This window comes from Aeromonas sp. RU39B (assembly GCF_900156095.1).
Lineage (GTDB): Bacteria > Pseudomonadota > Gammaproteobacteria > Enterobacterales > Aeromonadaceae > Aeromonas.
Map to the genome: position 1 here is coordinate 554,883 of NZ_FTMJ01000001.1, position 24,713 is coordinate 579,595.

A 24,713-nucleotide genomic window follows, 5' to 3' on the forward strand; every position below is an offset into this window, starting at 1 on the left:
AACCAAGATTAGGAAATCTGTAGCAAAATGAAAATGCGACAAGGCTCCAAGGTTTAAATATCTTTTACGACCGGATTCATATTGCTCTTGAGCCTGATTGAGTCAATTCGAACCCAATATGAAAAAAAAACGCCTCCGCAAGGGAGGCGCAAAAATCACGAGTGTCGCATCAGGCTGCGTGATGGAAACTGGCCGGTTGGCAAAGGCTCTTGTCGGCCGCCAGCTCGGCGGGATCAAAATCATCCACGTTGATGGTGCGAAGACGCCCTTGCTCGGCGCGGCGCAGCAGGTCAGCCTGCGCGTCGCTCAGAATGCCGGCTGCCAGCCCCTCATCGGCCACCTTGTCGAGAGCCATAAAGGGACGCTTGCTGCCTTGTGCCTGGCACACTTTGTCAAACAGAGGCTCGGCGGCGAGAACGTCATCAAGCGCTTGCTCAAGCAGGCCAAACGGGTTGCCCTCTTCGCGGGTCAGGTATTGGCCGCGAGCCAGGCGGCTGCGGGCCTCGCAAGGCGTCTGCAGCAGACGCGCCACTTGTTGATCGAGTCGGTCGCCCGGTTTTTGCAGATCTCTGCCCAGCGGCATGGCCACCACCCGCAGAGCCAGTCCAATCCAGCGATTGGGGAAGTTGCGCAGCAGCTCATCAATGGCCAACTGCGCTTTGTAGAGTGCATCTTGCAGTGCCCAGTGCAGCAGCGGCAGATCGGATTTTTGACGCCCCTCATCGGCAAAGCGCTTGAGCGCCGCGCTGGCCAGATAGAGCTGGCTCAATACATCCCCAAGGCGCGCCGAGACGCGCTCACGACGCTTGAGGCTGCCGCCCAGAGTGCCCATCGCCACGTCCGAGAGGAAGGCGAGGGTGGCCGAGAGGCGGGTTATCTGCTGATAGTAACGACGGGTCTCATCCTTGAACGGGGAGGCCACCAGTCTGGCACCGGTCAACCCCATCCACAGACTGCGCACCATGTTGCTTATCGCAAAGCCGACGTGGCTGAACATGGCGTTATCAAACTCCCGCAACCCCTGCTCGTTATCGGCCATGCCAGCGGCCAGCATCTCCTTGAGTACGAACGGATGGCAGCGAATCGCCCCCTGACCGTAAATGATCATGCTACGGGTCAGAATGTTGGCCCCTTCCACTGTGATGGCGATGGGCGCACCCTGATAGGAGCGGGCAAGGTAGTTGTTGGGCCCCATGCAGATGGCCTTACCGCCGTGAATATCCATCGCATCGATGATGCATTTCTGGCCACGATCGGTCAGGTGGTATTTGACAATCGCCGAGATGACCGAGGGTTTTTGCCCCAGATCGATACCGGCCACGGTCAGGTTGGCGGCTGCCCCCATGATGTAGGCGTTACCGCCGATGCGGGCGAGCGGCTCTTCAATTCCTTCCATCTTGCCGATGGGGAGCTTGAATTGACGGCGGATCCGGCTGTAGGCACCAGCGGCCAGCGCCAGCATCTTGACCCCACCGGTGCTGTTGGAGGGCAGAGTGATGCCACGGCCGACCGAGAGGCACTCGACCAGCATGCGCCAGCCCTGACCGGCCATGGTGGCGCCGCCAATAATAAAATCGATGGGAACGAACACATCCTTGCCGCGGGTTGGGCCATTTTGGAATGGCACGTTGAGCGGGAAGTGGCGCCGGCCGATGTCAACCCCCTTGGTGTCGGTCGGGATCAGGGCGCAGGTGATACCGAGCTCTTCCACATCGCCCAGCAGATGCTCCGGGTCTTTGAGTTTGAATGCCAATCCAAGCACGGTGGCGATGGGGGCGAGGGTGATGTAGCGCTTATTCCAGGTCAGGCGCATGCCCAGCACTTCCTTGCCTTGCCATTCGCCTTTGCACACCACGCCGGTGTCAGGGATCGATCCGGCATCCGACCCTGCCTCCGGGCTGGTCAGGGCAAAGCAGGGGATCTCTTTGCCCAGCGCCAAGCGTGGCAGGTAGTAATCTTTTTGCTCGTCAGTGCCATAGTGCTGCAGCAATTCACCCGGGCCGAGGGAGTTGGGCACCCCGACGGTTGAGGCGAGCACGGCGCTGGCGCCGCACAGTTTTTGCAGCACGCAGGATTGGGCGTAGGCGGAGAACTCAAGACCACCGTACTTTTTCTTGATGATCATGGCGAAGAACTTGTTCTCCTTGAGGTACTGCCACACCTCGGGAGAGAGATCGGCGCGCTGATGGGTCACTTCCCAGTCATTGACCATGCGGCACACCACTTCCACCGGACCGTCGAGGAACGCCTGCTCTTCTGCACTTAACGTGTTGACCGGCACGCTGTGCAGCTTTTGCCAGTCAGGGCTGCCGGCGAACAGTTCAGCTTCCCACCAGGTGGTGCCGGCTTCGATGGCCTCTTTTTCGGTGCGGGACATCTCGGGCATGATCCCTTTGTAGAGCCGAAACAGGGGGCGCGAGAGGGTGTTGCGACGAAAATCCGTCAGATTGACGGCAAGGGCGATGACAGCAAACACCAGCCACAGCGGCCAAGGAAGATGGTCGTAGAGGGCGGCAACTATCATGGCACCAAAGGTGATCAGCGTGGACATCATCAGAGACAGCCGGTGATAGGCGACTATCCCGATGACGATCAGGACCCCGAGTAGGGTGAGGGTCGTGGTCATGGTGTGCTCCTTGCGTTGTGTTCCGGTGGCAGGCAGATCCGGCTGGTTTGCTAACTCATCCAGAGGTCTGACCTGTTTATCATGGCTCTTTGTAAACGATACGTAGCAAGTTATCAAGTTGTTTACATTCGGCTGGCGTAAATGCGAATTTTTGCTATCAATGCGCGATCCGTGGGCGTGAAGCCGCCGCAGGCTTGTGAGAGAATGGATGACCTTTGCGACCTGCCGCGATAACACGAAAGAGAGCAACCATGTACCAAGATCTGATCCGTGCAGAATTGACCGAAGCTGCCAGCGTGCTGGAAACATTCCTGTCTGATGGACAAAACCTGCAAAACATTGAAGCCGCTGCCAAGTTGCTGGCCGATTCTTTCAAGCAAGAGGGCAAGGTGCTCTCCTGCGGTAACGGTGGTTCCCATTGCGATGCCATGCACTTTGCCGAGGAGTTGACCGGGCGTTATCGGGAAAACCGTCCAGGCTACGCCGGGATTGCCATTTCCGATCCGAGCCACCTCTCCTGCGTTTCCAACGATTTTGGCTACGACTATGTCTTCTCACGTTATGTGGAAGCGGTGGGGCGTCGTGGCGACGTGCTGCTTGGCATCTCGACCAGCGGCAACTCTGGCAACATCGTCAAGGCTATCGAGGCTGCTCGCGCCAAGGGCATGAAGGTGATTGCCCTGACTGGCAAGGATGGCGGCAAGATGGCCGGTCTGGCTGACGTGGAGATCCGCGTGCCGCACTTTGGTTATGCCGATCGCATTCAGGAAGTGCACATCAAGGTGATCCACATCCTGATCCAGCTGGTTGAGAAGGAAATGGCGAAGTAACCGTGCCATCAGGCAGGAGGGCGTGATGTGTGAACTGCTCGGCATGAGTGCAAATGTCCCGACCGACATCTGCTTCAGCTTTACCGGGTTGATGTTGCGTGGCGGCAAGACCGGACCGCATCGCGATGGTTGGGGGATCACCTTTTACGAGGGGAAGGGGTTTCGCACCTTCAAGGATCCCCAGCCGAGCGCCGAGTCCCAGATAGCCAAACTGGTGCAGAACTACCCCATCAAGAGTTGTGCTGTGGTGAGTCATATTCGCCAGGCTAACCGGGGCAATGTCTCGCTGGAAAACACGCACCCCTTCACCCGTGAGCTCTGGGGCCGTTACTGGACCTTTGCCCACAACGGGCAGTTGACTGGCTGGAAGGCACTGCCGACCGGCCGTCATCGCCCAGTCGGGGAGACGGACAGTGAGCATGCGTTTTGCTGGCTGCTCAATGAGCTTGAGAGCAAATACAAGCGCCAGCCGGCCAACTTCCCGGCCATGTTTCGCTATCTGGCCGGATTGTGCCAGCAGTTGCGCGCTCTGGGGGTCTTTAACATGCTGCTGTCAGACGGCGAGTATGTGATGACCTTTTGCACGAACAACCTGCACTGGTTGACCCGCCGTGCGCCCTTTGGCGAAGCGAGCCTGCTTGATGAACAGGTCACCATCGATTTTCAGAGCGAAACCACCCCTGATGATGTGGTGACGCTGATTGCCACGCGGCCGCTCACCGGCAACGAACAGTGGCAGGCGATGGTTCCGGGTGAGTTTAATCTGTTTCGCCTTGGCGAGCGCATTGCAGGCGGCGTGATGAAGTAAGGGGTGCCGTCACCTTGCGGTGTTTGAGCATAACAAAGGGAGGCCATGGCCTCCCTTTGGTTTTTAGCTCTGTAACGATGCTGCGTTATTCGTCGGCGTAGCCGGACGGGCCGAGCGGCTCGCCATCCATCAGCGCCTTGTCCGCCATCATGACCAGACGGCCCATACAGAACCAGCTGACCACCAGCGGGTAGATGGCGTGCTCCTGCACTTGCACCCGGGCGGCGACCTCCTCTTCGCGGTCATCCGCAAAGATGGGAACGCGCGCCTGCAGCACCACAGGGCCACCATCGAGCTCTTCGGTGACGAAGTGCACACTGGCGCCATGCTCCTCTTCACCGGCTTCAATGGCACGGCGATGAGTGTGCAGCCCTTGATACTTGGGCAGCAGAGAGGGGTGGATATTGAGCATGCGACCACGAAAGCGAGCGATAAACTCGGGCGACAGAATCCGCATAAAGCCGGCCATGACAATAAGGTCCGGCGCAAAGCCTGCGACGGTTTCGGCGAGCGCCGCGTCATAGGTTGCACGGTCCGGGTAATCGCCTGCGCTGAGCACGGCGGTATCGCATCCGGCTTCGCGTGCCCGGGTGAGGCCATACGCCTCACCCTTGTTGCTCACCACGGCCACCACCTTGCCGGCAATGCGCCCGGTGGAGCAGGCATCCAGAATCGCTTGCAGATTGCTTCCGTTGCCGGAGATCAGCACCACAATGCGTTTCATTGGATAACGACCTGCTCCTCGCCATCGGCGGCATCAGCAATGTGGCCGATGTGCCAGGCTTGCTCACCTTCCGCCTTAAGCAGAGCCAGCGCCTTGTCGAGCTCGCTGGCTGGCAGGGCGATGATCATGCCAACGCCACAGTTGAAGGTGCGGTACATTTCATGACGGGTGACATTGCCAGCCTGTTGCAACCAGTTGAACACCGGCGGCCACTGCCAGCTCTGCTCATCGACCACGGCTTGGGTGTTGGCCGGCAGTACGCGCGGAATGTTTTCCCAGAAACCACCACCGGTGATGTGGGAGAGGGCGTGGATCTCGCACTGCTTGAGCAGCTTGAGCACCGGCTTGACGTAAATGCGGGTTGGCTCGAGCAGTGCGTTGGCCAGGGTGGTATCCCCCATGGCTTGCTGCACATCGGCGGCAGAGACTTCCAGAATTTTACGGATGAGCGAGAAGCCGTTGGAGTGCGGGCCACTGGAGGCCAGCGCAATCAGGGCATCGCCCGCTTTGACCTTGCTGCCGTCGATGATCTCGCTCTTTTCCACGACACCGACGCAGAAACCGGCAATGTCGTAATCATCCCCTTCGTACATGCCCGGCATTTCAGCCGTTTCACCACCCACCAGGGCGCAACCGGACTGCTCGCAGCCAGCACCGATACCGGTCACCACGGCCGCAGCGGTATCCACATCCAGCTTGCCGGTGGCGTAGTAGTCGAGGAAGAACAGCGGCTCGGCCCCTTGCACAATCAGATCGTTGACGCACATGGCCACCAGATCGATGCCCACGGTATCGTGCTTTTTCAGATCGATGGCGAGACGCAGTTTGGTGCCCACGCCGTCGGTACCCGACACCAGCACCGGCTCTTTGTAACCGGCCGGAATTTGACACAAGGCTCCAAAGCCGCCGAGACCACCCAGGACTTCCGGACGACGCGTGCGTTTGGCAACGCCCTTGATGCGTTCAACCAGTGCGTTGCCGGCATCGATGTCAACGCCTGCATCCTTGTAGCTCAGTGAGGTTTTGTCAGTCACGAGTATTCCCCGTCATGATGGTGAAGTGGAGGGTAAAATTCGGGGCGTATTCTAGCAGTGTGAGCCCAAAAGCAGAAAGGAAATCGTTTGCGCTGGCGGGCGGAAAAGGGCTCTACAAGCTGTGCCTTTTGAGGTATCATTCCGCGATTTTTTTCCGAGGCCGTGCGAGGAGATAATAATGAAAGTGGTCGAAGTCAAACATCCCCTGGTCAAACACAAGCTGGGTTTGATGCGTGAAGGGGATATCAGCACCAAGCGTTTTCGCGAACTCGCCAAGGAAGTGGGCAGCCTGCTGACCTATGAAGCGACGTCCGACTTCGAAACCGAGAAGGTGACCATCACCGGCTGGAACGGCCCGGTAGAAGTGGATCAGATCAAAGGCAAGAAGGTTACCGTCGTCCCGATCCTGCGTGCCGGCCTTGGCATGATGGATGGCGTCCTCGAGCACATGCCGAGCGCCCGTGTCAGCGTTGTCGGTATCTACCGCGACGAAGAGACCCTCAAACCGGTTCCCTATTTCGAAAAGATTGTCAGCAACATCGACGAGCGTCTGGCGCTGGTTGTCGATCCGATGCTGGCGACCGGTGGATCCATGATTGCCACCATTGATCTGCTTAAGAAGAAGGGCTGCCAATCCATCAAGGTACTGGTGCTGGTGGCTGCTCCCGAAGGGATCAAGGCGCTGGAAGCCGTCCATCCGGATGTTGAACTCTACTGCGCTGCCATCGACCACGGTCTGAACGAGAAGGGTTACATCGTTCCCGGTCTCGGTGATGCCGGTGACAAGATTTTCGGCACCAAATAAGCCCCGCTCTCTGTCAGTTTTGGGTAAAGCCGGCCATGGGCCGGCTTTGTTTATTTAAGCGCCAGGCTGTTCGGCTTGCTGCCAGTGCCATCCTACCGCTACCATAACTGGTAACTGTTCACTCAAGAGTCTGAATTCCATGCATAAAATCCTTGCAGTCCTGCTTTGGTGTTCTCTCTCCCTGCCCGCGTTGGCCGTGCAGGTGACCGATCTTTATGTCGGTCAGGCGCAGGCCAGCGGCGACGTGTCCGCCGCGCAGGGCGAGGCACTTGGTCAAGTGCTGCTGAAACTGACCGGTGATAAAACCGTGATAGCCCAGCCAGCCGTGTTGCAGGCCATGACCACAGTGAGCCAGCTGGTACGTCGTTACGACTATCAGACCGTGGATGGCAAAAAGATGATTCGCACCGAGTTCGAGCCGGCCAAGGTCAATGATCTGTTGACCCGCAGCCAGGTGCCGATGCTGGGTGCTTCCAGGCCGCAACTGGCCATGTGGCTGGTGATCGATGACAGTCAGCGGCGGATGGTGAGCGATCAATCTGCTGATGGCTGGGCGCCGCTACTGCGCGCCCAGGCGCAAACACTGGCCTTGCCGGTGGCACTGCCGATCATGGATCTGGATGACAGCAGCGCCGTGAGTGTGACCGACGTGCTGGGCCGTTTCAGTGCTCCGGTGATGTCGGCCAGCGCCCGTTATGGCGCCGAGATGGTATTGCTTGGCCGTCTGACGGCGCAAGATGAAACCTGGACCCTGGAGTGGAGCCTGTATGGCGCCGGCAGTCAGGGCGGCGATCCGGGTGAGCTGACCAAGGGCACACTGACGGGCAGCCAGAGCGAGGTGAGCGAGCAACTGATGACAACGCTCTCGCACTGGCTGGTACAAAAATACGGTGCCAAGGTATCGGGCGAGCGGCAGGCGGTGAGCCTCAGTATCACCGGTCTTGGCAGTATGGGCGATGTCGCGGCCGTACAGACCCTGCTTGGCGGGATTGCCAGCGTCTCTTCCGTCTCGTTAAGCGAACTCGATGGCGATAAGGTAACCTTTGCCCTCGATGTGCATGGCGGCGCGGATGCTTTGTCCAAAGGATTGGCGCTGGAGCCGAGGCTTACGCAAGAGAGCGCTCAGGATGGCGGTTTGCATTATCGCTGGGTCGCCGGCCAGAGCAATTAAGTCGGGCGGTTCTCTCGTGGGCCGGGGAATGTTACACTGATGCGCAAATCTCATTGATCAAGCATGCAGAGTGAAACAGCCGGCCCAGTTATCTCTTGCCGTACAACTTCCGGATGACGAAACCTTCGTCAGTTTCTACCCCGGTCACAATGCCCACCTTATTACCGCGTTGAAAAACGCGGCTATCGGTCAGGGATCTCCCTTCCTCTATTTCTGGGGACCCAAGGGGGCTGGCCGCTCTCACCTGTTGCATGCGACGTGCGCCGAGGTGAATGCTCGCGATGCTGCTGCTGCCTATCTCCCACTGGATCAATTCGAGCGCCTTGACCCCGGCATGCTTGATGGTTTGGAAGCCCTGCCGCTGGTTTGTCTTGATAATCTTGAAGCCATTGCCGGCAATGCCGAATGGGAACGCTCGCTGTTTGATTTCTACAATCGCTGGCGTGAACGCGGTCAACCGGGATCTCTGGTGGTGACGGGCAGCAGTGCTCCGCGCAAACTCGGCTTGCAGTTGCCGGATCTGGCCTCGCGACTCGATTGGGGGGTGAACTTCCACCTTGATGAGCTCGACGATGAGGGCAAACTCAGCGCCCTGCAACTGCGCGCCGAACTGCGTGGCTTCAAGCTCCCTATCGATGTGGGCCGCTTTTTGTTAAACCGCCTGTCGCGTGACATGCGCACCTTGCTCTCGACCCTCAATCAGCTCGACAACGCATCGTTTCGTGCCAAGCGCAAGCTGACGATCCCTTTTGTTAAAGAGATCCTCGGTTTGTAACTGACTCGCCTTCATAGCAAAGGGGACGCATTGCGCGTCCCCTTTTGCGTTTTGCCAGTCAGGCCAGCGCTTGGGAGAGCAGATGAACAGGGTGTTCACAGCGGTAAGGCGTACTCATCTCAATCTGCCACTTGCAGGTTTCACAGTCGGTAATGACCAGATCCGGTTTGACCCGTAGCAGCTGATCGAACACGTTCTGACCGATAGCCTGGCTGGTGGCATAGTTCTCCGATTTGAAGCCGTACGTTCCGGCGATCCCGCAGCACTGGGAGTCGAGTACGGTCAGACGCACGCCCGGAATGGCTCGTAGCAGCTCCAGGGTGTAGATGACGCCGCCCATCTTCTCCAAGTGGCAGGGGGTGTGGTAGGCAATGTGCAGATCCAGCGGCTTCATGGCCGGCAGATTGCCGTTTTTGAACTCCTGCCACAAAAAGCGAGTGATAAGCGAAATGCGGCTGCGCACTCTGTGGTTGTCCTGCTCTAAAAGATGCGGGTACTCATCGCGCAGGGTAAAGCCACAGGTGGACGAGGTGGTGATAAGTGGCATCTCGTTGCCAAGCAAGCACTTCTCCATCTGGGCAATGTTGAATGCCGCCTGCTGGCGTGCCTTGTCCATAAATCCGTTGGCAATCAGCGGCACGCCACAGCACTTCTCGCGCTCTAACAGTTGCACGCCGATGTTCATGGCATTGAGCACTTGGATCAGCTCTTTACCAAGCTGAGGGTGGTTGTAATTGACGTAGCAGCCGTGGAAATAGGCAACCTGGCGGGCAAATTGCTCTTGCTCGCGTTTATGCTTTTTGTACCAGCCACGGAACGTGCCTTGAGAATACTTGGGCAAGTCGCGATGAGACGAGACGCCCAGCGCCTTGTCGAGCACCACTTTCATCGGCTTGAGGCCGGTGGTGAAGTTGACGATCGGTGCCGCCAGGGTCGAGACACTGCCCATCAAGTCGGTGTGAGAGAGTACAAACTCGCGGATGCCCGGTTTGATGCCGTCGTAGGTGTGCTTGGCTTTGGCGATGATATCGCCGATGCGCACGCCGCTGGGGCAGGCCACTTCGCAGCGCTTGCAGTTGGTGCAATATTTGAGCGCCTCGTCGTACAAGTCGGGACTCTTGATGCGCAGGCGCTCACCGTCAGGGCCGGCCTGTTTGGGGCCGGGATAGGCCGGATTGGCCTTGGCGACCGGGCAGTAAGCAGTACAGACCGTGCACTTGATGCACTGGTCAAACGTCTGGTTGGCATGATCGAGCAACATATCAGTGCTCCTCCCTGTAAGGATGAAGGCCAGGGGATGAAACAAAGGCGAAGGTAGCGACGCGCATCAGAGCGCTCCCAATATATGTCCGGCGGCTTGCCAGCCGGTGGCAACCGCCACCCCTGAGCCGGAGCCTTCACGAATCGGATCGTAATGGGCCAGCACGCTGCCCGCGGCGTAAAGGTTGCTAAACGCCGTCCCGCCACGCAGCACGCGCAGCTGCTCGTCGGTCTTGACGCCAAATCCCATAAAGGGGTGATGGTCAAACAGGCGGCGACCCGCCCAGGCATCGCGCTCGGGATCGCTCAGTACATCGGCACCGAAGATAGGTTCGCGGATCCCGCGCAGGCGCGATTCCAGACCGCGGCTAAAGAAGCTGCCGGTGGCCAGCACAAAGTGGTCCGCTTCAAACAGGATGTCTTCGCCGTTTTGGCTAAACAACCCCACCACCCGGTCCCCTTCACAGTGGGCGCCTTGCACCCGTTCGCTGGTCAGGAAGGTGCCACCAAGAGCGAGAAAACGCTGCTTGAGCGACTCTTGCAGACGCATACCAATTAGTGAAGGTGGCATGGTTGCCACTTCACGAATGGTGCAGCCGGTGCGCTTTTCCAGCTCGGCCAGACGCGGGCCAACCAGACCGAGGGTGAGGCAGGCTGGCAGAATGACATGGCTGCAAGGCGTGCCGCTGTCGATAATAAGACGCGAGATTTCGCTGGCCAGCTCCTTGATGAGATCGTGGCGATCACACAGGCGGGCAATATCGGCTGAGCGAAATTCATGAGGATTGCGGCTAAACGCCGCCAGCTGTGGCAGGCGCAGCTCACCGGTCAGGATCTTGCAGCTGCGAAACGCGCTCTGGCGCGCCAGATTGGCTGCAGCCAGCGCCGGATGAAAATCACGAAAGCCTTCCAGCGTCGCCAGTAGCAGGGTATCAGGAAGCGCAGTGTCACCCACCACGGCGCAGGTATCGGGCGAGAGCCAAGTGCTCTTGAGTGTGCCAATTGGGGTGAGGCGGTGGTGATTACGCTCGCCGCTGACCAGCGTCAGCCCTTGCGCGGCGCAGTGCGTTTGCAAGTCGAGCAGGCTCTTGAGCACATTGTCATGGCCTACTTTGGCGTAGGGGTGATCCGGGTGGCTGTCGATAAAATCCTGCAGCGCTTCGCGTGGGTCGCCCTCGCCGCCAAGCAAGTCCACCGAGCCGGAGGAAAAATGCAGGGCGCTCTGGCCGGAGGCCATGATGAGGGTTTTACGGCCGGCTTCGGCCAGACGCAGACCGGCGCACAGCCCGGCCACGCCACCACCGATGATGATGCTGTCAAATCTCATGACGGGCTCCTTGAGTCTCGGGTTCGTCGGCAGTCCACTGACCGAGCCCGAACAGACCTTCGTAAATCCAGTAGGTGAATTCGGCTTCGCGCAAGGCATCGCCCCAGAGCACCGGACGCGTGCCCTTGAAGCGCTCCTCGATAAACTGGCGCAACATGCCGCAGGCCTGTGGTCCGGTTGCCTTGCCGTATTCGTGCATCAGTCCGGCTGCGCGATAAGCGCACAATTCGCCCTGGCAAGGTCCCATGCCGACCCGGGTGCGGCGACGCAGATCGATAAGGTTGTCTACGTCCAGCTCACGCAGGGCATATTCAATTTCGCCGGCCGTGACCATTTCGCATTCACAGATCAGGGCGTTGGAGCGTGGATTGTCACGGAAAAAGGCGATGACCCGCTCACCGTGGCGGTATTGGGCTGAGCCCTCAGCTGGCGCCGACAAACCCGGTGCCGAGACCTTTTCCGGATCGCGCGAGCCGGGCAGGGGGAGTTCTGCGGTGCGGCACGGCGTGGTGTTGCCGAGCTTCTTGGCCACCAGATCGGTCGCCCATTCGGCCATCAGGCGGTAGGTCATCAGCTTGCCACCTGTGATGGTGTTAAAGCCTTTGAGGCCATCACGCTCGTTGTGATCGAGCAGCACAATGCCGCGGCTGATGTTACGGCCCGATTCATCGCCATCGACCGATACCAGTGGGCGAACCCCGGCATAGGCACGTAGCAGGCGGGTTCTGGCCATAATGGGGGCGAGCTTGGTGCCCTCGCGCAGCAGCACTTCAACCTCATCCGGGGTGACTTGCAGCTTATCGATGGTGTGATAATCCACCTTGCTGGACGTGGTCCCGATCAGGGCAATGGTATCGCCGGGCACCAGAATATCGGCATCAGCCGGCTTGCGGGCGCGGTTCAGCACCAGCTGGTTGATGCGGTAATCCATGATCAGCAGCGATCCCTTGGCCGGGAACATGCGAATGCTCAGGTCAGCGTATTCGCAGATTTGCTGACCCCAGATCCCGGCGGCGTTGATCACTTCCACCGATTCAATTTCGAACTGCTCGCCAGTGCGGGTATTGGCCACCTTCACACCGTAGACGCGGTCTTGATTACGCAGCAGCCCCAGTACCTTGCTGTGAGTGAAAATGCGCGCGCCGTGCTCTTTGGCGTCGAGCACGTTCGCGGCGGTCAAGCGGAAGGGATCGACCGTTCCATCCGGCACATGAACTGCGCCAATCAGGGCTGGGTTGGCATTGGGCTCGAGCTGCAACGCTTCGCGCGGGTCGAGCTGACGGGTCTCGATGCCGGCACGGGTACAGGCTTCCATAAAGGTCTTCTGAAAGCCGAGATCATCCTCGGGCAGGGTCAGGAACAGACCGCCGGTATCCTCGACACAGTGGCTGGCGATGCGCTTGAGGATGCGGTTTTCCTGGATACATTCGCGGGCCGACTCTTGATCGGTGACGGCATAGCGCGCTCCGGAGTGGAGCAAACCATGGTTGCGGCCGGTGGTGCCGGAGGCAATGTCATCTCGTTCGAGCAGGATACAGTCGATGCCACGCAGGGCGCAGTCACGCATGATCCCGGCTCCGGTGGCACCTCCGCCAATAATGACGACCTGTGTGCTGATCCGTTTCATATTGCTCATCTCACTGCTTCTTGTTTGGCGCTAGTGTGGCGCGGATTCGAGAGCGAATGTTTGATATGGGCCAAATTTGCGAGCGCAAACGAGCATTAACGAACATGAAAGTGAACGTTATGTGATGATGATCGCACTAGGGTGAAAACAAAAACGGGAGCTCTTGTTGAGCTCCCGTCGGGTATAGGTGGTTAACGCAGAGGTATCAATTCGTTGCGGGCGGCTGAGAGAAGACCATCAAACTGCCATTGAATTCAAGGCACTTGAGCAGCTCTAAACTGTGACGTGAGCCCTCCCGATCAAATTTGACCCCATAGACGGTGTTGGCGCTCATCTTGCGCTGATTGCAGATAAGGCCGCTTAACAGGAAGTGCTGGGCACGGTAAGGGTGGGCAACACGCAGCATCACCGCCTGGTTGCTGGCAAACTGGGGCGCGAGCGGCAAGATGGAAAAACTGCATCCCTTGATGGAGAGATCGCGCACCTGTACGTCCAGCTGGCGTTTGGCGGCCATGATTTGTGCCGTGATATCGACCGGATAACGGGTCTCGTGGCGCAGCGGATGCAGCAGGATCTGGTTGGGTAGTTTGACCGTGAAAATCTGCAAGGGCTTGAGCACCATGTGCTCAATCTTGCTGTCAAAGTGGACCATTGCACCGTCACCACGTTCGGAGATGAGATTGATGGAGAGGCGATAGCCCTCAACAAAGAACTGGTTTCGATGGTATGCCGAGAGATCCGGCATGGAAAAATAGAGGTAATTTTGCCGATCAGTTCCTATCAGCATGGTGGTGATAGCGTGACTCTGACCGATGGGGGTAGTCACTTCTACCATGGCTTCCCCACCTTGCAGTAGGTGATCCATCACTCCTAACCCTTGGACCAGTTGCTCTTGGGAGAGGGAACCCGGGGCTCGATGATGAACCCATGACGCCTGTGCAGAGATGCTCAAATAGACACCTTTAACTGTTATCCCGATTCAACATGATGTGTACCGATAAGGGCACGACAACCTGACGTCAGCCGCAACATTTCTTGAATTTTTTGCCACTGCCACAGGGGCAGGGTGTGTTGCGTCCTGATTTGGGAGCCGGCGGCAGGATGTCGCCGTCGGTATATTGCCAACCGGCATCTGTGCGCACAAAGCGTGAACGCTCATGCAAACAGCCTAACTGGTTGTTATCTCGATACCAGGCTTTGAACTCTACCCACCCTTGGTCACCGTGCTCGCCACAACCAAGAATATCCAAATGGTCCCACTCTGTCTCCTGCTTGCTGAGCTCATTCGCTGTGAGCGTACCCACAAAAGCCGGATGCCAGGTATTAAACAGATACTCACCCAGTCCGAGGACAAAGGCGCAATAGCGTGAACGCATCAGCACGTCGGGACTAGCAGCTTTGTGCACGCCACTGTGCAGTGGTTCACAACAGTGCTGATAGGACTGGGTTGAACCGCAGGGACAACGGGTTGGGGTGTTCATTTTTTCCACCAGAGGTCGATATACAACGAGTGGGCGGATTGTAAACAAGCCGCCGCATGGACTCCAGGCGGTCTATGCTTGAAACGGGCTGTCGTTGCCATGGCAGGCTGAAAACAAAATAACGAAGTAGGGACAAATGTATGACATTGAAGCAAAAGATTCTGTTACTGGGGGCAGTCCCGGTCATTCTGATGGCACTGGCCATCAACATCAGTAATTTCTGGTTGGCCAAGCAGGATCTGGAACGTGAGTTATCAAGTAATCGTGAGATAGCGATTAAGGAGCGAAAGGACCTGCTCACGAGTTACATCACGTTGGCCAAAACGGCGATCCAAAAAGCGTATGATGAGCCGGATACTCCCGAGGCGCGAGCCAAGGTTAAGGCGATTCTGCGTGACTTGCGTTATGGCAAAGATGGCTACTACTTTGTCTACGACTTCAAGGGTAACACTGAGTTGCTGCCTACCCGGCCCGAGCTGGAAGGCACCAGTCGCTGGGATGTTAAAGACCCCAATGGCAAGTTTGTTGTGCAGAGTATTATTGCCGCTGCGCGCAGTGGTGATGGTTATGCCGACTACTGGTCAAACAAACCCTCCATTAAAGCCGATGCGCCTAAATTGGCGCTCAACGTCGTACTGGATAAATACCAGTGGGTCGTGGGTACCGGTTTTTATATCGATGATATCGACAATGAATTGGCCAGTTTGCGTACTCACCGTGAAGCGGCTTTGATGAGTTCCATCAAGAGCAACCTGATGCTGACGTTTGTGGTGATGGCCATTGCCCTGTTGATTACCTTGATGGTCGGAAACAGGGTTGCCAGACCATTGGCCGTTGCTGTCTCGGCTCTTGATAACATTGCGGCCGGGGAGGGGGATCTGACCCGCCGGCTGAGCATTGACAGTGATGATGAAGTGGGCCAACTGGCACGATCATTCAACCGCTTTGCCGAGCGGATCCAGAGCGTAGTTTCCCAAGTCGGGCAGACCAGCGGTGAGTTGTTTGGCGCCGTGGAGCGACTACGTCATCTCAGTCAGCACTCTGATTCCCGTATGCAGGGCCATAGTCGTGAAACCGATCAGGTCGTCACTGCGGTGACCGAAATGAGCTCAACCGCACAAGAAGTCGCTTCCAGTGCGTCTAATGCTGCTGCCGCCACCTCTGAGGCGGCTCGTGAATCGGATGCGGCGCGCGCGGTGGTGGATACTGCTATCGGTAGTATCAATCGCCTAGTCAGTGAAGTGCATGCAGCGTCCGGTGTTATCGAGCAACTGGCTCACGAAACGGGCAAGATTGAATCTGTGGTTGAGGTCATACGCGGCATTGCCGAGCAGACCAATCTGCTGGCGCTTAACGCAGCCATTGAGGCGGCGCGTGCTGGTGAACAAGGTCGTGGCTTTGCGGTCGTTGCCGATGAAGTGCGCTCGCTGGCTGGTCGCACCCAGCAGAGCACCAAAGAGATCAACGAGATGCTGCAGCGCCTGCAAAGCGGGGTGCGTCAGGCGGTGGATGTGATGGGGGCCAGTGAGGCTCGCAGCCAAGAGGCGGTCAGTGAGGCAGGTCGCATTGCCAGCTCGCTCGATACCATGGTGAGCGCCGTGGCGACCATTAATGATATGAACCTGCAGATTGCCACTGCTGCTGAGGAGCAAAACGCCGTGTCCGAGGAGATCAACCGCAATCTGGTGGCTATTCAGCAGATCGTGGTTGAACTCAGTGATGCTACCCGTGAAACCAACGATACCACCCGCAGTCTGGCGCACAGCGGCGAGATGCTTAAATCGCTGGTCGCCCAGTTCCGTTACTGACATGTCGCAGGCAGTCGGTGCACTTGCACCGGCTGCCAGTTGGGTAATGGCCCGAAATATGGGACAATTGCTTAAATTCTCCGGTAATCCTCAGCATATTATTCATGAACGAGCTGGTTAAAGGCAGCATAGATCTCATTCGGCAGCTTAATTACGGGTTGGTGTATGCCAGTCTCGAAGAGCATCGTGAGCTGTCGCGCACCGATCTGTCGAGGCTAACCGGTCTCTCCCCTGCCAGTATCACCAAGATCACCCGCGAGCTGCTCGATAACGAGCTGGTGGTTCCTTGTGGTGAGAGTAGCGTAGGTCGTGGGCGCAGGCAGACGTTGCTTCGCATCAACGAGCGCCGTTACCAGTTTCTCTCCATGCGTCTTGGCCGCGGCTACGTGGACATGGCGCTGTTTGATCTCTCCGGCCAGTCACTGGCTCGCCACCGTCATCAGTTCAGCCCCGATGAGCGTCTTCAGTTGCTTGACAGTCTGGTGACTGCCATCCGTCGTTTTCTGCCAAGCAAAGGGGTGCGCCTTGCCTGTATCGCGCTCTGTCTGCCCGGTCAGGTTGAGCGCCACAGCGGTATGGTTCGTCATTTCCCCTATTACGATCTGCGTAACTGGCCACTCGGCCCCACGCTGGAAGAGCACTTTGCGGTGCCTGTGCTGGTCAGTGGTGACGTAAGAACCTGGATCCAGGCTGAACGCGAGTGGGGGGCGGCCAAGGATTGCGCAGATGCGGTGCTGGTTTTTGTCCACAACGATATCGGTGTGGGCATGGTGGTCAACGGCCAGCTGATTGAAAGCGAGAGCGCCATGCTGGGCGATTTAAGCCATCTGCAACTCGAGCCTTACGGTCAGCGCTGCTACTGCGGCGGTTTTGGCTGCGCTTGCACACTGGTGACCAATCAGGCGCTCGAAGCGCAATATCGCGAGCTGCAAAGCCGGATGCCACAAAGTGATCTTCCCGAACAGTTGACCATTCGCGAGCTGTGCGAGCTGGCGCTTGAGGGCAATCCCTTGTGCGTGCAACTATTGCAACAGGCGGCTGGGCGATTAGCCAGGGTGCTGGCAAACCTTATCTGCCTGCTTAATCCCGGCAAATTGCTACTTGGCGGTGAACTGACCCGTGCGGATCGCTTGCTGTTTCCCATGCTGCATCAGTCGCTGGCCAGTCAGTTGCCGAGTGATTACCTCAACCGCTTGCAGATAGAATCGACCCGCTTTTACGAAGATCCGACCAAGCCAACGTCGGTGCAGGTGCACAAGGCTCTGCGCGACGGCAGTTTGCTACTTGGCTTGTTGCGTGGTCATGATGAGGAGCCACGCGGTTGATGTCTGCACTGACGAAACAAACACGCCACCCATGACGGTGGCGTGTTTGTTTAATCGGAAAGCAAACCACGCTAACAATCGATGTTATTAGGCGCAGCGCTTTCAACTTGGCATTTGCAGATAAAAAAACCGGCGCACCAGGCGCCGGTTTCTCATCCCCATCGCTGCTTACATGGTAGCAGTGAAGGTACGGGTGATAACGTCCTGCTGTTGCTCCTTGGTCAAGGAGTTGAAGCGAACGGCATAACCGGATACGCGGATGGTCAGCTGCGGATACTTTTCCGGGTTTTCCATCGCGTCGAGCAGCATTTCGCGGTTCATGACGTTGACGTTCAGGTGTTGACCACCTTCCAGGTTCTCTTCGTGGTGGAAGTAACCATCCATCAGACCGGCCAGGTTAGCCTTCTGGGAATCCATATCCTTACCCAGTGCGTTCGGCACGATGGAGAAGGTGTAGGAGATACCATCCTTCGCGTAAGCGAACGGCAGCTTGGCAACGGAGGTCAGAGAGGCAACGGCACCCTTCTGGTCACGACCGTGCATCGGGTTGGCACCCGGGCCAAACGGAGCACCAGCGCGACGGCCATCCGGAGTGTTACCGGTCTTCTTACCATAAACCACGTTGGAGGTGATGGTCAGAACGGACTGGGTCGGAACAGCACCACGGTAGGTGTTCAGCTTCTGAATCTTCTTCATGAAGCGCTCTACCAGGTCGCAGGCGATGGTATCAACGCGCTCGTCGTTGTTACCAAATTGCGGGTATTCGCCTTCGATTTGGAAGTCAACGGAAACACCGTCTTCATCACGAACCGGCTTAACCTTGGCATACTTGATGGCGGACAGGGAGTCAGCAGCAACCGACAGACCGGCGATACCGCAAGCCATGGTGCGATAGACGTCACGATCGTGCAGTGCCATCAGGGACGCTTCGTAGCTGTACTTGTCGTGCATGTAGTGGATGATGTTCAGAGCAGCAACATACTGCTTGGCCAGCCAATCCATGAAGTGGTCCAGCTTATCCATCACTTCGTCGTAGTTCAGGTATTCGGAAGTGATCGGGGTGGTCTTCGGACCAACCTGGATCTTCAGCTTCTCGTCGACGCCACCGTTGATTGCATACAGCATGGTCTTGGCCAGGTTGGCACGAGCACCAAAGAACTGCATTTGCTTACCAACAACCATCGGGGATACGCAGCAAGCGATCGCGTAGTCGTCGTTGTTGAAATCCGGACGCATCAGGTCGTCGTTTTCGTACTGAACAGAGGAGGTTTCGATGGAAACCTTGGCGCAGTACTTCTTGAACGCGGTCGGCAGCTTTTCAGACCACAGGATGGTCAGGTTCGGCTCAGGCGACGGGCCCATGGTGTACAGGGTGTTCAGCATACGGAAGCTGTTCTTGGTGACCAGAGTACGGCCATCAACGCCCATACCGGCCAGGGTTTCGGTCGCCCACATCGGGTCGCCAGAGAACAGTGAATCGTATTCCGGGGTACGCAGGAAGCGAACCATACGCAGCTTCATGACCATGTGGTCCATCAGCTCTTGGGCTTCTTGCTCGGTGATCAGACCCTTCTGCAGGTCACGCTCGATGTATACGTCCAGGAAGCTGGAGGTACGACCGAAGGACATGGCAGCACCGTTTTGGGACTTAACAGCAGCCAGGTAGGCGAAGTAGGTCCACTGAACGGCTTCACGTGCGTTGGCAGCCGGAACGGAGATGTCGCAACCGTATTTGGCAGCCATCACCTTCATTTGAGCCAGGGCACGATGCTGCTCGGAGATCTCTTCGCGCAGACGGATGGTGGCTTCCAGGTTGACGCCGTTTTCCAGGTCAGCTTGCAGGGACTTGAACTGGGCCAGCTTGTCGGCCATCAGGAAGTCGATACCGTACAGCGCTACGCGGCGGTAGTCACCGATGATACGGCCACGGCCGTAGGCATCCGGCAGACCGGTGATAACACCAGACTTACGGCAGTTCAGGATGTCCTTGGTGTAGACATCAAACACGCCCTGGTTGTGGGTCTTGCGGTATTCGGTGAAGATCTTCTCGACCATCGGGTCCAGTTGACGGCCATACACTTCGCAAGAAGTTTTGACCATCTTGATACCGCCGTTGGCGATGATGCCGCGCTTGAGTGGCTTGTCGGTTTGCAGACCAACGATCTTCTCGAGGCTTTGCTCGATGTAACCGGCATCGTGTGCGGTAATGGTGGAGGGCAGGTCAGTATCGAAATCAACCGGCGCGTGAGTGCGGTTTTCGATCTTGATACCTTCCATGACCTTGTCCCACAGCTTGGAAGTGGCTTCGGTCGGACCTGCCAAGAAGGACTCGTCACCTTCATACGGGGTGTAGTTCTTCTGGATGAAGTCACGGGTGTTGACAGAGGTCTGCCATTCACCGGCCTTGAAGCCTTCCCATGCTTTTTGGAACTGTTCGTTAAGTTCTGCCATTTTTCATTACCTCACACGGTATTGATGAGTCCGTCTACATCCTTAATGATGGCGACGGAAGATAAACCAGTAAGTCAGACCAACCATGATGCCGCCGCCAATGATGTTGCCAATGGTGACAGGGATCAGGTTATTCATAACAAAGTTGGAAACAGTCAGATCAGCAAACTTGCTCGGGTCTTGAGCAATGGCTTGCCAAAACTCCGGACCAGCGATGCTGTGAATGGCGATGCCTACCGGAATCATGAACATGTTGGCGATGCTGTGCTCGAAGCCGGAGGCAACAAACATGGCGACCGGCAGCATCATGACCACCACCTTGTCGGTGGCACTACGGGCACCAAACGCCATCCATACGGCCAGGCAAACCATCAGGTTGCACAGGGCACCGAGTGCGACGGCTTCAACAAAGCTGTGATGCAGCTTGTGTTGGGCGACGTTCATCGCATTCAGACCCCACTGACCGTTGTCTGCGGTGTACTGCGCCGAGAGCACGACCAGCGTGACCATCAGCAGACCGCCGACCAGATTACCGAAATAGACCACACCCCAGTTGCGCAGCATCTGGCCCCAGGTAATGCGACCAGCAGCCTTGGCAACCAGTGTCAGGGTGGTGGAGGTGAACAGTTCACCGCCCAGCAGGACACAGAGGATGAGGCCGAGGGAGAAACAGAGGCCGCCCACCAGCTTGCTCATGCCCCAGGACATGCCGCTCGAACCGGTGGTCACGGTGATAAAGAACACAAAGGCAATAGCGATAAAGGCACCGGCTGTGATAGCCAGCGGAAAAGCTTTATAGGCAGGCTTGGTTGCCTTGCCATAAGTGATGTCTTCGGCCAAGGCCGCGATAGCTTCGGGCTTCAGACAGTCAAACGGAGATTCTGCTTTCAATTCTGTTTCACCTGATGTTTTAGCCTGTGGAAATAATAACAAAGGGAGAGGGGTTCAAAGTTGACCGCGATCAACTTTCACCAAACGGTAATGTAATTTTACTACAAAAACAAGATTCATACGGATACAAAAAGTCCATTGAGTTGCAAATGAAACAATGCATCTTGCGGTTATAAGTCGCTGATTAGTAAGGGGTTGATAGAATAGGGTGATCAGGAAGAAACTTTTTTACCATATACATCAATAGGTTGGGTTGTTTCGACCGTTACAATCACCACAGGTGAGCAGGTTTTTACACTCTCCGCTAGTGTAGAGAGTGGGTATGCGTTGTGTGTAAAAAACGGATAAAAAAAGGAGGCTAATGCCTCCTTTGGATCCATGTGGGAGTTGTTTACTGCCAGCTGAACTGACGCTTGGCTTTTTGCAATTTCTCGTAGGCGGCCAGCAAGCTCTGATGCAGCGGGTAGTGCTCGAGGGAGAGATCGCCGCTCTCCAGACCGTGGAAGCGGGCCTGCCCCGTTGCATTAGCCCAGGCATGTTCAAAGGCATCACGGCCATACATACGGGCGAAGATGGCGGTGTATTGCTCGGGGTCACGGGCATCATCGAGCAGCAGCTCGACCGAGGTCTTCAGAGCACGGTAGTAGTTGGCGCGCTCAGCGGTAAAGACCGACTGATTGAACTCCATGGTCCAGTCAATCCATTCAAGTGCTGTCTCCAGCTCGCCTGCGGCCAGCGCCAGCATGGCCTTGAGCTCACCGATGCGTAGCGTGTGCATGGCGGTGCCTTTGCTTGCGGCGATACCGAGCAGCTCGCGCACCCGAGTCCGTTCGTCATGACCCTCTTCATCGAGTTGATCATAAAGCGCCATCAACTGCTCGCCATCCCACTCTAGGCTCGGCAGCGCCAGGATCACTTCACGCAGGTGGGCACCCATGTTGTTGTTGGCCAGCAACAGGTCTTCTGCCGGATAGATATCAGACATGCCCGGCACCAGAATACGGCAGGCGTATACGCCGAGGTGCTCGTAGTCAGCGATATAAACCGGCTGCTCGAGGTCGTGGAAGATTCCGATCAGATGATCAAATTCTTCCTGAGTCGTGCCCGCAAAGTTCCAGTCGGCAAACTCAAAATCGGCATCACGCTTGAACAGATCCCAGCTGATGAGACCTGACGAGTCGATAAAGTGGGTCTCGAGGTTGTGGTGATCGGCCACCTCTTCGTTGTCAAACGAGGGCGGAACAAACACGTCGAGATCCTTGAGGCTGCGGCCTTGCAGCAGCTCGGTGACGGTCCGCTCGAAGGCCACTTCAAAGCGGGGGTGGGCGCCAAAAGAGGCAAAGCAGGTGCCATTGCTCGGGTTGAGCAGCACCACGCAGATGACCGGATAGCGGCCACCGAGCGAGGCATCGAAGCTGTAGATGGGGAAGCCTTCGGCCTCCAGTGCGTCAATGGCGGCCTTGATGCCGGGATAGCGGGCAATCACCTCGGCCGGGATCTGTGGCAGGCTGATGGCCTCGGCAATGATCTTGTTTTTGACGTGACGTTCGAACACTTCCGACAGCCCCTGGGTGCGGGCTTCGGTGCGGGTGTTGCCGGCACTCATGCCGTTGGAAACATACAGGTTACCGATGATGTTCATCGGAATGTAGACGGTCTGATGATCCGACTGACGCTCGAAGGGCAGGGCTACGATGCCACGCTCTTCGTTGTTGGACTGTAGATCCACCAGCATATCAGCGGTCACTTCCCCTTCCGGGTTGTAAAACTTGCGGGTGAAGTCATCGAGCAGACCGACCGGCAGCTTGTCGCCCTCAATGGGGAACCACTTTTCGTTCGGGTAGTGAACGAAATCGCCGTTGGCTACCTGTTCGCCCAGATAAAAGTCCGCGAAGAAGTAGTTGGTGGAGAGGCGCTCGAAGTATTCACCGAGGGCCGAGGCCAGCGCGGCTTTTTTGCTGGCGCCCTTACCGTTGGTAAAGCACAGCGGGCACTCCTTGTCGCGGATGTGTACCGACCAGACATTCGGAACCGGGTTGAGCCAAGAGGCCTCTTCGATATCGAATCCCAGCGCCTTGAGCTTGTGCTGGAAGCGCTCGATGGAGTCTTCCAGGGCGGCGTCTTTGCCGGGGATAAAGGTATGGTCTGTCATCACATTATTCCTGATTGGGATAGTCTCATGTTCGGGCGCTGATAATAGCAGGCTCCGCTGCATTTTTGGCAGGCTGAGCGGAAACAAAAGTCATTATCAGGTCGTCAGGGTAACTGGCCAGAGTGTGTCCATTTGGTGGGGTGTTGCAGCGTTCGCGGGACAATATTGCAGAATTCGACTTGCACGGCGGCGCGCAATCCGTAATGTGGAACGATGCCTCTTTCGCAGCATACAGTTGTTAATGTCCTGTTGTCGGGGAGCCGACGGCGGGCAGTTCCACGTTTCTCAGCTATCCAGGGTAGGAGATATCATGAAAAAAGTCGGTTTGGTCGGTTGGCGCGGCATGGTCGGTTCGGTGTTGATGAGCCGGATGCAGGAAGAAAAAGATTTCGCCCGCATTGCGCCCACCTTCTTCACCACCTCCCAGGCCGGTGAAGCCGCGCCTAATTTCGGTGTGGATGCCGGCACCCTTAAGGATGCCTATGACATCGATGCTCTGGCCAGTCAGGCGATCATCATCACCTGCCAGGGTGGCGATTACACCAAGGATGTCTATCCGCGCCTGTTGGCCACCGGTTGGCAAGGTTACTGGATTGATGCCGCCTCGGCCCTGCGCATGGAAAAAGATGCCGTTATCATCCTCGATCCGGTTAATGGCGATGTGATTGAGCGTGCCCTGGACAACGGCATCAAGACCTTTGTCGGCGGCAACTGCACCGTCAGTCTGATGTTGTTGGCTCTGGGCGGTCTGTTCAAGGCCGATCTGGTGGAGTGGGTGAGTGTGGCCACTTACCAGGCCGCATCTGGCGGCGGTGCCCGTCATATGCGCGAGCTCATCACCCAAATGGGGATGCTGCGTGATGAAGTGGCGGTTGAGTTGGCCGACCCGGCGTCAGCCATCCTCGAGATTGAGCGCAAGGTCACCGAGAAGACCCGTTCGGGCACGCTTCCGGTCGATAACTTTGGTGTGCCGCTCGCCGGCAGCCTGATCCCCTGGATTGACACCGCCCTGCCCAACGGCCAGAGCCGTGAAGAGTGGAAGGGTCAGGCCGAGACCAACAAGATCCTCGGTATTGAAGGGGCGCCGGTGCCGGTCGATGGTCTGTGTGTGCGTATCGGCGCTTTGCGCTGCCACAGCCAGGCCTTTACCATCAAACTCAAGAAGGATCTGCCACTGGCCGAGATCGAAGCACTGCTGGCGGCGCATAACGACTGGGTCAAGGTGGTGCCGAACGAGCGCGATATCAGCGCCCGTGAACTTACCCCGGCTGCGGTGACCGGTACCCTGAGCGTTCCGGTGGGTCGTCTGCGCAAGCTCAACATGGGCCCGGAATATCTCTCGGCTTTTACCGTGGGTGACCAACTGCTGTGGGGGGCGGCTGAGCCGCTGCGCCGCATGCTGAACATCCTGCTCGATCGCGCCTGATAAGCCCGATTTAGTGGGTCATGAACAGGGGAAGGCGAATGCCTTCCCTTTCTTTATCTACCGCCGTCTGAGCCCTCTATCACTGATGTGATCTCGCTCACGCATCTTCTGGTCGCACCTGAAACCACGTGATATGCTAGCTCTCGCTTGCCTAGTCAGGTAGCCGGGTGTGCGTTTACATACCCCTTCGCG

19 protein-coding genes are annotated in these 24,713 nt (G+C 57.3%); 8 read left to right on the forward strand and 11 right to left on the reverse strand.

The annotated features are described in order from the left end of the window. Positions 1 to 169: 169 nt before the first annotated feature. The gene (gene fadE / locus BW958_RS02450) at positions 170 to 2,626 is read right to left on the reverse strand and encodes an acyl-CoA dehydrogenase FadE (RefSeq protein ID WP_076573932.1); all 2,457 of its coding nucleotides are present in this window, start codon (positions 2,624 to 2,626) and stop codon (positions 170 to 172) included. Between the two features lie 251 nt (positions 2,627 to 2,877). On the opposite strand from fadE, the gene lpcA reads away from it, so the two are divergent. Both lpcA and BW958_RS02460 read left to right on the forward strand, forming a co-directional pair. After that, entirely contained in the window at positions 2,878 to 3,456 is a 579-nt protein-coding gene (gene lpcA / locus BW958_RS02455; protein WP_076573934.1) for a D-sedoheptulose 7-phosphate isomerase, read from the forward strand. Positions 3,457 to 3,481: 25 nt separating this feature from the next. After that, positions 3,482 to 4,264: a class II glutamine amidotransferase gene (locus tag BW958_RS02460; protein ID WP_076573936.1), complete on the forward strand. Its 783-nt coding sequence runs from the start codon at positions 3,482 to 3,484 to the stop codon at positions 4,262 to 4,264. An 85-nt stretch (positions 4,265 to 4,349) separates the two neighbouring features. Here BW958_RS02460 and purN read toward each other — a convergent pair whose 3' ends face one another. Further along, positions 4,350 to 4,988 (reverse strand): phosphoribosylglycinamide formyltransferase, encoded by a 639-nt coding sequence (gene purN, locus BW958_RS02465; RefSeq protein WP_076573937.1) that lies wholly within the window; start codon positions 4,986 to 4,988, stop codon positions 4,350 to 4,352. Then, complete coding sequence (purM, locus tag BW958_RS02470; RefSeq protein WP_076573938.1) at positions 4,985 to 6,022, reverse strand: phosphoribosylformylglycinamidine cyclo-ligase; 1,038 nt, start codon at positions 6,020 to 6,022, stop codon at positions 4,985 to 4,987. The genes purN and purM overlap by 4 nt, the downstream gene beginning before the upstream one ends. 178 nt (positions 6,023 to 6,200) lie before the next feature. On the opposite strand from purM, the gene upp reads away from it, so the two are divergent. The 3 genes from upp to hda all read left to right on the forward strand — a co-directional run bounded on the left by upp (position 6,201) and on the right by hda (position 8,773). Next, entirely contained in the window at positions 6,201 to 6,827 is a 627-nt protein-coding gene (upp, locus tag BW958_RS02475; RefSeq protein ID WP_076573940.1) for a uracil phosphoribosyltransferase, read from the forward strand. A 139-nt stretch (positions 6,828 to 6,966) separates the two neighbouring features. Further along, positions 6,967 to 7,998 carry a DUF2066 domain-containing protein gene (locus BW958_RS02480; RefSeq protein WP_076573942.1) on the forward strand — a complete coding sequence of 344 codons (1,032 nt, stop codon included), beginning with the start codon at positions 6,967 to 6,969 and terminating at the stop codon, positions 7,996 to 7,998. Positions 7,999 to 8,068: 70 nt separating this feature from the next. Continuing rightward, positions 8,069 to 8,773, forward strand: a complete 705-nt coding sequence (hda, locus tag BW958_RS02485; protein ID WP_076573944.1) for a DnaA inactivator Hda — start codon at positions 8,069 to 8,071, stop codon at positions 8,771 to 8,773. Between the two features lie 58 nt (positions 8,774 to 8,831). On the opposite strand, the gene glpC is transcribed toward hda, so the two are convergent. From glpC to BW958_RS02510, 5 genes are all read right to left on the reverse strand, one after another. Next, on the reverse strand, positions 8,832 to 10,034 hold the full coding sequence (glpC, locus tag BW958_RS02490) for an anaerobic glycerol-3-phosphate dehydrogenase subunit GlpC (RefSeq protein WP_076573946.1): 1,203 nt from the start codon (positions 10,032 to 10,034) through the stop codon (positions 8,832 to 8,834). 66 nt (positions 10,035 to 10,100) lie between these two features. Next, entirely contained in the window at positions 10,101 to 11,360 is a 1,260-nt protein-coding gene (glpB, locus tag BW958_RS02495) for a glycerol-3-phosphate dehydrogenase subunit GlpB (protein ID WP_076573948.1), read from the reverse strand. Continuing rightward, positions 11,350 to 12,987, reverse strand: a complete 1,638-nt coding sequence (gene glpA / locus BW958_RS02500; RefSeq protein ID WP_076574123.1) for an anaerobic glycerol-3-phosphate dehydrogenase subunit A — start codon at positions 12,985 to 12,987, stop codon at positions 11,350 to 11,352. Before glpA ends, glpB begins: the two co-directional genes overlap by 11 nt. Before the next feature lie 205 nt (positions 12,988 to 13,192). Then, on the reverse strand, positions 13,193 to 13,852 hold the full coding sequence (locus BW958_RS02505; RefSeq protein WP_076573950.1) for a PilZ domain-containing protein: 660 nt from the start codon (positions 13,850 to 13,852) through the stop codon (positions 13,193 to 13,195). A 154-nt stretch (positions 13,853 to 14,006) separates the two neighbouring features. Continuing rightward, positions 14,007 to 14,468, reverse strand: a complete 462-nt coding sequence (locus BW958_RS02510) for a YchJ family protein (RefSeq protein ID WP_076573952.1) — start codon at positions 14,466 to 14,468, stop codon at positions 14,007 to 14,009. 140 nt (positions 14,469 to 14,608) lie between these two features. On the opposite strand from BW958_RS02510, the gene BW958_RS02515 reads away from it, so the two are divergent. Continuing rightward, on the forward strand, positions 14,609 to 16,276 hold the full coding sequence (locus tag BW958_RS02515; protein ID WP_076573954.1) for a methyl-accepting chemotaxis protein: 1,668 nt from the start codon (positions 14,609 to 14,611) through the stop codon (positions 16,274 to 16,276). A 104-nt stretch (positions 16,277 to 16,380) separates the two neighbouring features. Continuing rightward, the gene (locus BW958_RS02520; protein WP_076573956.1) at positions 16,381 to 17,601 is read left to right on the forward strand and encodes an ROK family protein; all 1,221 of its coding nucleotides are present in this window, start codon (positions 16,381 to 16,383) and stop codon (positions 17,599 to 17,601) included. A gap of 168 nt (positions 17,602 to 17,769) precedes the next feature. Here BW958_RS02520 and pflB read toward each other — a convergent pair whose 3' ends face one another. From pflB to ycaO, 3 genes are all read right to left on the reverse strand, one after another. Further along, positions 17,770 to 20,052 carry a formate C-acetyltransferase gene (gene pflB, locus BW958_RS02525; RefSeq protein WP_076573958.1) on the reverse strand — a complete coding sequence of 761 codons (2,283 nt, stop codon included), beginning with the start codon at positions 20,050 to 20,052 and terminating at the stop codon, positions 17,770 to 17,772. A gap of 42 nt (positions 20,053 to 20,094) precedes the next feature. Beyond that, the gene (gene focA, locus BW958_RS02530; protein ID WP_076573960.1) at positions 20,095 to 20,943 is read right to left on the reverse strand and encodes a formate transporter FocA; all 849 of its coding nucleotides are present in this window, start codon (positions 20,941 to 20,943) and stop codon (positions 20,095 to 20,097) included. Between the two features lie 391 nt (positions 20,944 to 21,334). Beyond that, positions 21,335 to 23,095, reverse strand: a complete 1,761-nt coding sequence (gene ycaO / locus BW958_RS02535) for a 30S ribosomal protein S12 methylthiotransferase accessory factor YcaO (RefSeq protein WP_076573962.1) — start codon at positions 23,093 to 23,095, stop codon at positions 21,335 to 21,337. Between the two features lie 310 nt (positions 23,096 to 23,405). On the opposite strand from ycaO, the gene asd reads away from it, so the two are divergent. Further along, a complete protein-coding gene (asd, locus tag BW958_RS02540; RefSeq protein ID WP_076573964.1) occupies positions 23,406 to 24,521 on the forward strand; it encodes an aspartate-semialdehyde dehydrogenase in 1,116 nt (371 codons plus the stop codon). Positions 24,522 to 24,713 lie beyond the last annotated feature (192 nt).